Source organism: Pseudomonas sp. NBRC 111140, assembly GCF_001320885.1.
GTDB classification, from domain to species: Bacteria; Pseudomonadota; Gammaproteobacteria; order Pseudomonadales; family Pseudomonadaceae; genus Aquipseudomonas; species Aquipseudomonas putida_P.
The window spans coordinates 1-8,336 of sequence record NZ_BCBQ01000153.1 but is presented as its reverse complement, the minus strand read 5'-3'; the positions used below and the strand labels follow the sequence as shown (position 1 = coordinate 8,336).

The window sequence follows — 8,336 nt, the reverse complement described above, 5'->3', positions numbered from 1 at the left end:
GCGAGGCGAGGGAGAGCGGGCGCGTAGCGCGATTCGTAAGCGGTGCTTGGACCGCGTCGCGCTATGCGCGACAATAACGATCATTTTCGGAGCCCCCCATGACCGATTTCACCCCCGACGCCGTCCTCGATGCCACCGGCCTGAACTGCCCGGAACCTGTGATGATGCTGCACCAGCACGTGCGTAACCTGGCCGCCGGCGGCCTGCTCAAGGTCATCGCCACCGACCCGTCGACACGCCGCGACATTCCCAAGTTCTGCAACTTCCTCGGCCATGAGCTGCTACAGCAGCAAGAAGACGCCGGCACGTTCCTGTACTGGATCCGCAAAAAAGCCGACTGAATCGCTCTGGATCAAGCCCGGCGTACCGCCTACACTGCGTTCCCCAGACAGGAGAGCGCCATGCTGATAGTTGCCGACGAGAACATCCCGCTGCTCGATGCCTTCTTCCAGGGTTTCGGTGAAATTCGCCGCTACCCCGGCCGAAGCCTCGATGCCGCCAGCGTCAAGGACGCCGATATCCTGCTGGTGCGCTCGGTGACCAAAGTCGACCGCCAACTGCTCGAAGGCAGCCGTGTACGCTTTGTCGGCACGTGCACCATCGGCACCGATCACCTGGACCTGGACTACTTTGCCCAAGCCGGTATCTCCTGGAGCAGCGCGCCGGGCTGCAATGCCCGCGGCGTGGTCGATTACGTGCTGGGCAGTTTGCTGACCCTGGCCGAGCTGGATGGCGTAGCGCTGGCCGAACGCGTCTACGGCGTTGTGGGCGCGGGAGAGGTGGGGGGGCGCCTGGTGCGGGTACTGCACGGGTTGGGCTGGAAGGTGCTGGTCTGCGACCCGTTGCGCCAAGCCGCCGAGGGTGGAGACTACGTCAGCCTCGAAACCATTGTGCAGCAGTGTGATGTGATCAGCCTGCACACCCCATTGCAGCGCGGCGGCGAACACCCCACCTGGCACCTGCTGGGGCCGGCGCAGCTGGCACAGTTGCGCCCTGGGGCCTGGTTGGTCAATGCCAGCCGTGGCCCGGTGGTGGACAACATCGCCCTGCGCGAGCTGCTGCTGGACCGCGAAGACGTGCATGCGGTGCTGGATGTGTGGGAAGGTGAACCGCAGGTCGACTTGCAGTTGGCCGACCTGTGCACCCTGGCTTCGCCACACATTGCCGGCTACAGCCTCGATGGTCGCCAACGTGGCACGGCACAGATCTACCAGGCGCTTTGCCGCTTCCTGGGAGTAGACGAGCAGGTGCAACTGGCCGACCTGTTGCCCCGGCCAGCACTGGCGCAGGTCGAACTGGATGCCAGTACCGACCCGGCCTGGGCGCTGGCCACCCTGTGCCGCGCCGTGTACGACCCGCGCCGCGACGATGCCGATTTCCGTCGTAGCCTGAGCGATGACCCGCAGTTACAGCGAGCAGCGTTCGACCAGTTGCGCAAGCACTATCCGCCACGGCGCGAAATCGAGGGGCTGGCAGTGCGCTTGCGCGGGGAGTCGCCGCAGTTGGCGCAGTTGGTCAGTGCCTTGGGTGGGGCGTTGGTCTAAGCGACCTTGCCGAGCAATAAAAACCCGGCGCAAGCGCCGGGTTGCAAAAAATTCGCCGATCAACCTTTGCGTACGCGCTCGACCCGGCTTTCTTCCAGGGCCTTGCAGGCCTGCTGGATCATCTGCTCGGTGATGGGCACTTCACGTCCCTTGGCGTCGATGATCGAACCGCATACCTGTGATTGCTGAGTGGTCTGGGGCTTCTGGTTGTCACTGCCATGCTGCAAGCTCATGCACTGTCTCCTCTTCAGGTTCGAGCTCAGGGTAGCCTTGTGCCGTGACTGGCCTGTGACAGCTTCTGTGTCACGGCAGCAACAGTCCAACAGAAACCCTGTGAAAGCTCCATCATCTGCTTAGACCAATGCGTTATAGCACCCTGAAGCCATTCCCCCGCTCGGGATGAATGGTAGTCTGCGGTTTCCCCAGCATTGTGGTCGTCGCCATGCCCGAATCGGTTTCCCCACGTCAACGCCGTGCCTTGCGCCTGGCCTGGCAGTTCGTTCGCCCCTATCGTCGGCAAGTGCTGCTGGCCTTGCTGGCCTTGGTGGTTACCGCCGCCATTACGTTGTCCATGGGCCAGGGTATCCGCTTGCTGGTGGACCAGGGCTTCATGACGCGCTCCGCGCACCAGCTCAACCAGACCATCGGGCTATTCCTGGTGCTGGTGCTGGCCCTGGCAGTGGGCACCTTCAGCCGTTTCTACCTGGTGTCGTGGATTGGTGAGCGCTGCGTGGCCGATATCCGTCGTGCCGTGTTCGACCACCTGATCGGTCTGCACCCAGGTTTTTTCGAAGACAACCGCAGCTCCGAGATCCAGTCACGGCTGACAGCGGACACCACCCTGCTGCAATCGGTCATCGGTTCATCGCTGTCGATGTTCCTGCGCAACGCGCTGATGGTCATTGGCGGCGTGGTGTTGCTGTTCATCACCAACCCCAAGCTCACCAGCATCGTGGTGGTGGCCCTGCCGCTGGTGCTGGCACCGATTCTGCTGTTCGGCCGTCGGGTGCGCAGCCTGTCACGGCAAAGCCAGGACCGGGTCGCCGATGTAGGCAGCTACGTGGCCGAGACGCTTGGGCAGATCAAGACCGTGCAGGCCTACAACCACCAGGCGCACGACCGCGAACTGTTCGCCGGCACAGTCGAAGCGGCGTTTACTGTGGCCCGCAAGCGAATTGCTCAGCGTGCCTGGCTGATCACCTTGGTGATCGTGCTGGTGCTGGGGGCGGTGGGTGTGATGCTGTGGGTCGGGGGCATGGATGTGATCGCCGGGCGTATTTCCGCAGGCGAACTGGCTGCATTCGTGTTCTACAGCCTGATCGTCGGCAGCGCTTTCGGTACGCTCAGCGAAGTGATTGGCGAGCTGCAGCGCGCCGCAGGTGCGGCCGAGCGCATTGCCGAACTGTTGGCGGCGCACAGTGCGATCCTGCCGCCCGCCGTGGTACAGGGGCAACCACAGCAGCGGGCCAGCGGGCGTATCGAGCTGCAGCAGGTGGTGTTCGCCTACCCGTCACGGCCCACGGTGGCGGCAGTGGATGGCCTGAGCCTGGCCATCGAGCCCGGGCAGACCGTAGCGCTGGTCGGCCCCTCGGGGGCAGGCAAGTCGACCCTGTTCGATTTGTTGCTGCGCTTCTACGACCCCCAGCAAGGGCGCATTCTGCTCGATGGCCAGGCGCTTACCGAATTCGATCCTGACCAACTGCGCCGGCAGTTCGCCCTGGTGGCGCAAAACCCATCGCTGTTCCGTGGCACGGTAGAGGCCAACATCCGTTATGGCCGGCCCGAGGCAACCTTGGCTGAAGTCGAAGCCGCAGCTCGCGGTGCCCACGCCGACGCGTTTATCCAACAACTGCCGCAGGGCTACCAGACACCGCTAGGGGAAGGCGGCATAGGGCTTTCCGGCGGGCAGCGTCAGCGCCTGGCGATTGCCCGGGCATTGCTGGTCGATGCGCCGATCCTGTTGCTGGACGAAGCCACCAGTGCCCTTGACGCGCAAAGCGAACACTTGATCCAGCAAGCGCTGCCCAGCCTGATGGCTGGGCGCACCACGCTGGTGATCGCCCATCGTCTGGCCACGGTGCAGCATGCCGAGCGCATCGCGGTCATCGACAAGGGTCGGGTAGTGGCGGTGGGCACTCACCGTCAGTTGATCGAGGAAAGCCCGCTGTATGCGCGGCTGGCAGCGCTGCAGTTCACCACCGGTTAGCTTGTCGCGGCTTTGTAATATTTTTGTAGTAATTGCCTGAGAGTATCTGCCTCAACTGTTGCGTAAGTGCTTGACCTGGCTGCCATTGCTTGATGGCAGCCTTTTTTTGGCCTGCCAGTAATGGGGCTGTACAGCGGCCTCAGCCTACCCCTCTGGTTCCGAGACCCTCGATGTTGCGTAAATCCCTCAGAGTGCAAATTCTCTCGCTGCTCGGCGGCAGCGTGGTGGCGATGCTGCTGATCGCCCTGGTGTGTTTCCAGTTTCTGTCGTCCAGCGTGCGTGGTTACGCCGAGTTGGTGGACGGGCCGCTGCGGGCCTCGCAATTGATTGACGAAGCCAACCTGCAGTTCAAGATCCAGGTGCAGGAATGGAAGAACGTGCTGCTGCGCGGGCGCCAACCGGCAGAGATGGACAAGTACTGGCAGCAGTTCCAGGCCCGCGAGCAGCAGGTGCAACAATTGCTCGGGCAACTAATCGACAGCAGCGACGCCAGGCTCAAGGAGCCACTACAGCAATTGCGCGACAGCCACCGCCAGCTGGGCCAGGCCTATGCGCAGGGGCGGCAGGCCTTCCTTGCCGCAGGTGGCGACCCGGTAGCAGGCGACCAGGCGGTGAAGGGCGTGGATCGCGCCGCCAGTGAGCAGATGAGCCAACTGGTCGAGCAACTGCGTGCCGATGCCCGCCAGCGTGCGACGAGCATCAGCGCCAGCGCCGAGCGCACGGTATGGCTGGGCCTGCTGGTGATGCTGGCTTCTGCGGTGCTGGTGGGGCTGCTTAGCCTGTGGTTGGTCAATCGCAGCCTGATCGAGCCGATCCGCCAGTTGATCGAGTATGTTGCGCAACTCAGCCAAGGCCGCTTTGCCGCCCGGGTCGACAGCCGCCGTGAGGACGAACTGGGGCGGCTGGCGCGGGCGGCCAACACCCTGCGCGATTTCCTGGCCGACACGGTTGGCCGGTTGCAGGACAACGCGCAGGAGCTGGAAGGCGCCAGTGGCCAGTTGCGCAGTATTGCCGGCGACATGGCTCGCGGTACTCATGACCAGTTCCAGCGTACCGACCAGGTGGCGACGGCCATGCACGAGATGTCCGCCACCGCACAGGAGGTGGCTCGCCACGCCGCCGAGGCAGCCCGTGCAGCGGATGACGCCGACCACAGCGCCCAGGCGGGCGAGCAGGTGATGCAGCAGACCATCGACATCATCGGTGTGGTCAACCGTGAAATCGCTGGCACGGCGTCGGTGATCCGCGATCTGGAGCATGACAGCACGCGCATTGGCAAAGTGCTGGAAGTGATTCGTGGCATTGCCGAGCAAACCAACCTGCTGGCGCTCAACGCGGCCATCGAGGCGGCCCGTGCTGGTGAAGCCGGGCGCGGCTTTGCGGTGGTCGCCGATGAGGTGCGCAGCCTGGCCCAGCGCACGGCGGCGTCGATTGCCGAAATCAACCAGATCATCGAAGCGGTACAGTCTGGGGCGGTGGAGGCGGTGAAGGCCATCGAAAGCGGCCAGCAGCGAAGCCAGGAAGGGGCTGAACAGGTCGAGCAGGCCGGGCAGATGCTGCAACGTATCACCCAGGCTGTGGAGGCGATACGCGACATGAACCGGCAGATCGCCACAGCAGCTGAAGAGCAGACCAGCGTAGCCGACGATATCTCGCGCAACCTGATCGAGATTACCCGCATTGCCACGGCCAATCAGGAAGCGGTGCACCATACCGAGCAGGCGGGGCATCGCCTGCATGGTTTGTCGGGGCAACTGGGCGAAGTCACCTCGCGCCTGAGCGCCTGACCTTGGAAAGGGGCCGTCACACGGCCCCTGGGGGAAATCCGCCACCAGACCGCTAAAACCATTGCCCTGTGGCGGGTTGCCGCCATGCGGCCCTTCGTTTTACCCCATATTTGTTAGCCCAACCCCAGTTGGCACATTCCCTGCTCCAGGCGGCGCGCGTGCACACAACAACTGGATAACATCAATGAAGAAATTTCTGCTGACGTTCCTCTGCCTGGGCGTCATCGGCTGCTCCAAACCTGCCGAGCCTGAGAAAACCGTCGACGTGCTGTTGATCGGTGGTGGCATCATGAGTGCCAGCCTGGGCACTTACCTCACCGAGCTGGAACCGTCCTGGAAGGTCGACGTCTACGAGCGCATGGACCAGGTCGCCGAGGAAAGCTCCAACGCCTGGAACAACGCCGGCACCGGTCACTCTGCATTCTGCGAGCTGAACTACACCAGCGTCGGCAAGGATGGCAGCATCGACATCAGCAAGGCCGTGGGGGTGAATGAGCAGTTCGAGGTGTCCAAGCAGTTCTGGGCCTACCAGGTCGAGCAGGGCGTGCTGAACACCCCAAAATCGTTCATCAACAATGTGCCGCACATGAGTTTCGTCTGGGGAGACGAGAACATTGCCTTCTTGCACAAGCGCGTCGATGCCCTGCAACACAGCTCGCTATTCCGCGGCATGGAAATCTCCGAGGACCACGAGCAGATTCGCCAATGGGCGCCGCTGGTCATGGAAGGCCGTGACCCGGGGCAGAAGATCGCCGCCACGCGCATGGCCATCGGCACCGACGTGAACTTCGGCGAAATCACCCGCCAGCTGTTCGCTGCAATGACTCGCAACCCCAACGTGTCGCTGAATGTGCGTCATGAAGTGCGTGACATCGTACGTAACGACGATGGCACCTGGCATGTAGTCGTGGCCGACCTGGCCAACGGCGGCAAGGAGAAGGCTGTCAATGCCCGCTTCGTCTTCATTGGTGCCGGTGGCGGCGCACTGAAGTTGTTGCAGAAGTCGGGCATCCCCGAGGCCGAAGGCTATGCGGGCTTCCCGGTGGGGGGCCAGTTCCTGATGACCGATAACCCTGACCTGGTCGCGCGTCACCAGGCCAAACTGTACGGCAAGGCTTCGGTTGGCGCTCCACCCATGTCGGTGCCGCACCTGGACACGCGGATGATCGATGGCAAACAGGTGCTGTTGTTCGGCCCGTTCGCCACGTTCTCCACCAAGTACCTCAAGCACGGTTCGCTGCTGGACATGTTCGCCTCGCTGAACAGCCACAACGTGTTGCCCATGCTCAATGCCGGTATCGACAACATCGACCTCAGCACCTACCTGATGGGGCAATTGATGCTCAGCTTCGATGACCGCATGAACGCGCTGCGCGAGTACTTCCCCAACGCCAAGAACGAAGACTGGAAGCTGCTGCAGGCTGGCCAGCGGGTGCAGGTGATCAAGAAGGACCCGGTACTGGGTGGTGTGCTGCAGTTCGGTACCGAAGTGGTGGCGGCGCAGGACGGCAGTATCGCCGCGCTGTTGGGCGCTTCGCCTGGCGCCTCGACCGCCGCGCCGATCATGCTGACCGTGCTGGAAAAGACCTTCAAGGACCGCATCCAGTCGCCTGCCTGGCAGGCCAGGCTCAAGGAAATCGTGCCGAGCTACGGCCAGAAGCTGAACAACGACCTGGCGCTGACCAACCAGACCCGCGCGTGGAGCAGCGAGCGCTTGCAGTTGTTGCATATGCCCGTAGAAGCTGAAACCCAAGCCGCGCACTGACGTCGTTCTCGCGCACAACAAAAAGCCCGCGCAAGGCGGGCTTTTTTAGCAGAACCTGGTCGGAGAGACAGGATTCGAACCTGCGGCCTTCTCGTCCCGAACGAGACGCGCTACCTGGCTGCGCTACACTCCGATGAACAAAATCCTACTGTATCCCGTTTTCGCCAGCAAGCCCTTGTTGTTTAAAGGGCCATTGCCAAAACGGGGGCTTGATCAGAGCTCTTTGACGGTGCGGATCTGGTCCTTGTTCAGGCGCGTGCGCTTGCCGTCCAGCTGCTCGAATTCGTAGAAACCGGAGTCTTCGTCGAACTTCGGCGTGTCGGTGGCCTGGATTTCGCGACCATCGTTAAGGGTAATGACAGTCGGCGATGCACAGCCGGCGAGGGCGCCCAGGCCCAGGGCGAGCAGGAAGGCGGGGAGGGTCCGTTTGATCATCGTGTTTCTCCAAGTGCGATGGTGCTAGATGACATTTATGACGCAGGACGTTAGTGCAAGTTCACTCCCAGTGCAGCATAGCGACGATTTCGTCCCCTTGACCCAGGGCAAGGGCGATGGGCGCAACGCCGGAAAAGGTGCGCTGTGATATAACTGCGGCCATCTCATCTTGTTGTGACGGACCCCCATGAAAGCCAAGGCAGATACCCCCTTCGTGGCGTTGAACATCGCCGTGCTCACGGTCAGCGACACCCGTACCTTCGAAACCGACAGCTCTGGGCAAATGTTCGTCGACCGCCTGAGCGCCGCCGGCCATCGCCTGGCCGAGCGCGTGCTGCTCAAGGACGACCTGTACAAGATCCGCGCCCAGGTCGCCACCTGGATCGCCGACGACAGCGTGCAAGTGGTGTTGATTACCGGGGGGACCGGTTTTACCGGCCGCGACAGCACCCCTGAGGCGGTGGCCTGCCTGTTGGACAAGCAGGTGGACGGCTTTGGCGAGCTGTTCCGGCAGATCTCCGTGGCCGACATTGGCACCTCCACCGTGCAGTCGCGTGCGTTGGCCGGGCTGGCCAACGGCACCCTGGTGTGCTGCCTGC

8 protein-coding genes, 1 tRNA gene and 1 pseudogene are annotated in these 8,336 nt (G+C 62.8%); 7 read left to right on the top strand and 3 right to left on the bottom strand.

Annotation, left to right across the window (positions count from 1 at the left end; all coding sequences use genetic code 11):
* Positions 1 to 98 precede the first annotated feature (98 nt).
* On the top strand, positions 99 to 341 hold the full coding sequence (gene tusA, locus APH42_RS28015; RefSeq protein ID WP_012271322.1) for a sulfurtransferase TusA: 243 nt from the start codon (positions 99 to 101) through the stop codon (positions 339 to 341).
* 60 nt (positions 342 to 401) lie between these two features.
* Positions 402 to 1,544, top strand: coding sequence for a 4-phosphoerythronate dehydrogenase PdxB (pdxB, locus tag APH42_RS28010; protein ID WP_060494697.1), 1,143 nt, complete (start codon positions 402 to 404; stop codon positions 1,542 to 1,544).
* A gap of 59 nt (positions 1,545 to 1,603) precedes the next feature.
* On the opposite strand, the gene APH42_RS30255 is transcribed toward pdxB, so the two are convergent.
* Entirely contained in the window at positions 1,604 to 1,777 is a 174-nt protein-coding gene (locus tag APH42_RS30255) for a PA1571 family protein (RefSeq protein WP_176729473.1), read from the bottom strand.
* A gap of 209 nt (positions 1,778 to 1,986) precedes the next feature.
* On the opposite strand from APH42_RS30255, the gene APH42_RS28005 reads away from it, so the two are divergent.
* The 4 genes and pseudogenes from APH42_RS28005 (at position 1,987) to mqo (ending at position 7,302) form a co-directional block, all read left to right on the top strand.
* On the top strand, positions 1,987 to 3,750 hold the full coding sequence (locus tag APH42_RS28005; protein ID WP_060494698.1) for an ABC transporter transmembrane domain-containing protein: 1,764 nt from the start codon (positions 1,987 to 1,989) through the stop codon (positions 3,748 to 3,750).
* Between the two features lie 92 nt (positions 3,751 to 3,842).
* A pseudogene (locus APH42_RS30945) lies at positions 3,843 to 4,604 on the top strand (methyl-accepting chemotaxis protein); the annotation flags it as partial.
* Between the two features lie 165 nt (positions 4,605 to 4,769).
* A complete protein-coding gene (locus APH42_RS30940) occupies positions 4,770 to 5,537 on the top strand; it encodes a methyl-accepting chemotaxis protein (protein ID WP_374701066.1) in 768 nt (255 codons plus the stop codon).
* A gap of 184 nt (positions 5,538 to 5,721) precedes the next feature.
* Positions 5,722 to 7,302 (top strand): malate dehydrogenase (quinone), encoded by a 1,581-nt coding sequence (gene mqo, locus APH42_RS27995; protein WP_060494695.1) that lies wholly within the window; start codon positions 5,722 to 5,724, stop codon positions 7,300 to 7,302.
* A 56-nt stretch (positions 7,303 to 7,358) separates the two neighbouring features.
* Here the strand turns inward: mqo and APH42_RS27990 are convergent.
* Together APH42_RS27990 and APH42_RS27985 are read right to left on the bottom strand one after the other, a co-directional pair.
* A tRNA-Pro gene (locus APH42_RS27990) sits at positions 7,359 to 7,435 on the bottom strand.
* Positions 7,436 to 7,515: 80 nt separating this feature from the next.
* Positions 7,516 to 7,737 (bottom strand): YgdI/YgdR family lipoprotein, encoded by a 222-nt coding sequence (locus APH42_RS27985; RefSeq protein ID WP_012271328.1) that lies wholly within the window; start codon positions 7,735 to 7,737, stop codon positions 7,516 to 7,518.
* A 187-nt stretch (positions 7,738 to 7,924) separates the two neighbouring features.
* Between APH42_RS27985 and APH42_RS27980 the strand changes: the two genes are divergently transcribed.
* Positions 7,925 to 8,336, top strand: a 412-nt coding sequence (locus APH42_RS27980; RefSeq protein WP_060494694.1) for a molybdenum cofactor synthesis domain-containing protein, incomplete at its 3' end; no start/stop codon positions are given.

Coding starts and splice junctions, on each gene's coding strand:
- tusA (WP_012271322.1), top strand. CDS start 99: ATGACCGATTTCACCCCCGACGCCGTCCTCGATGCCACCGGCCTGAAC.
- APH42_RS30940 (WP_374701066.1), top strand. CDS start 4,770: ATGGCTCGCGGTACTCATGACCAGTTCCAGCGTACCGACCAGGTGGCG.
- APH42_RS30255 (WP_176729473.1), bottom strand. CDS start 1,777: ATGAGCTTGCAGCATGGCAGTGACAACCAGAAGCCCCAGACCACTCAG.
- mqo (WP_060494695.1), top strand. CDS start 5,722: ATGAAGAAATTTCTGCTGACGTTCCTCTGCCTGGGCGTCATCGGCTGC.
- APH42_RS27985 (WP_012271328.1), bottom strand. CDS start 7,737: ATGATCAAACGGACCCTCCCCGCCTTCCTGCTCGCCCTGGGCCTGGGC.
- pdxB (WP_060494697.1), top strand. CDS start 402: ATGCTGATAGTTGCCGACGAGAACATCCCGCTGCTCGATGCCTTCTTC.
- APH42_RS28005 (WP_060494698.1), top strand. CDS start 1,987: ATGCCCGAATCGGTTTCCCCACGTCAACGCCGTGCCTTGCGCCTGGCC.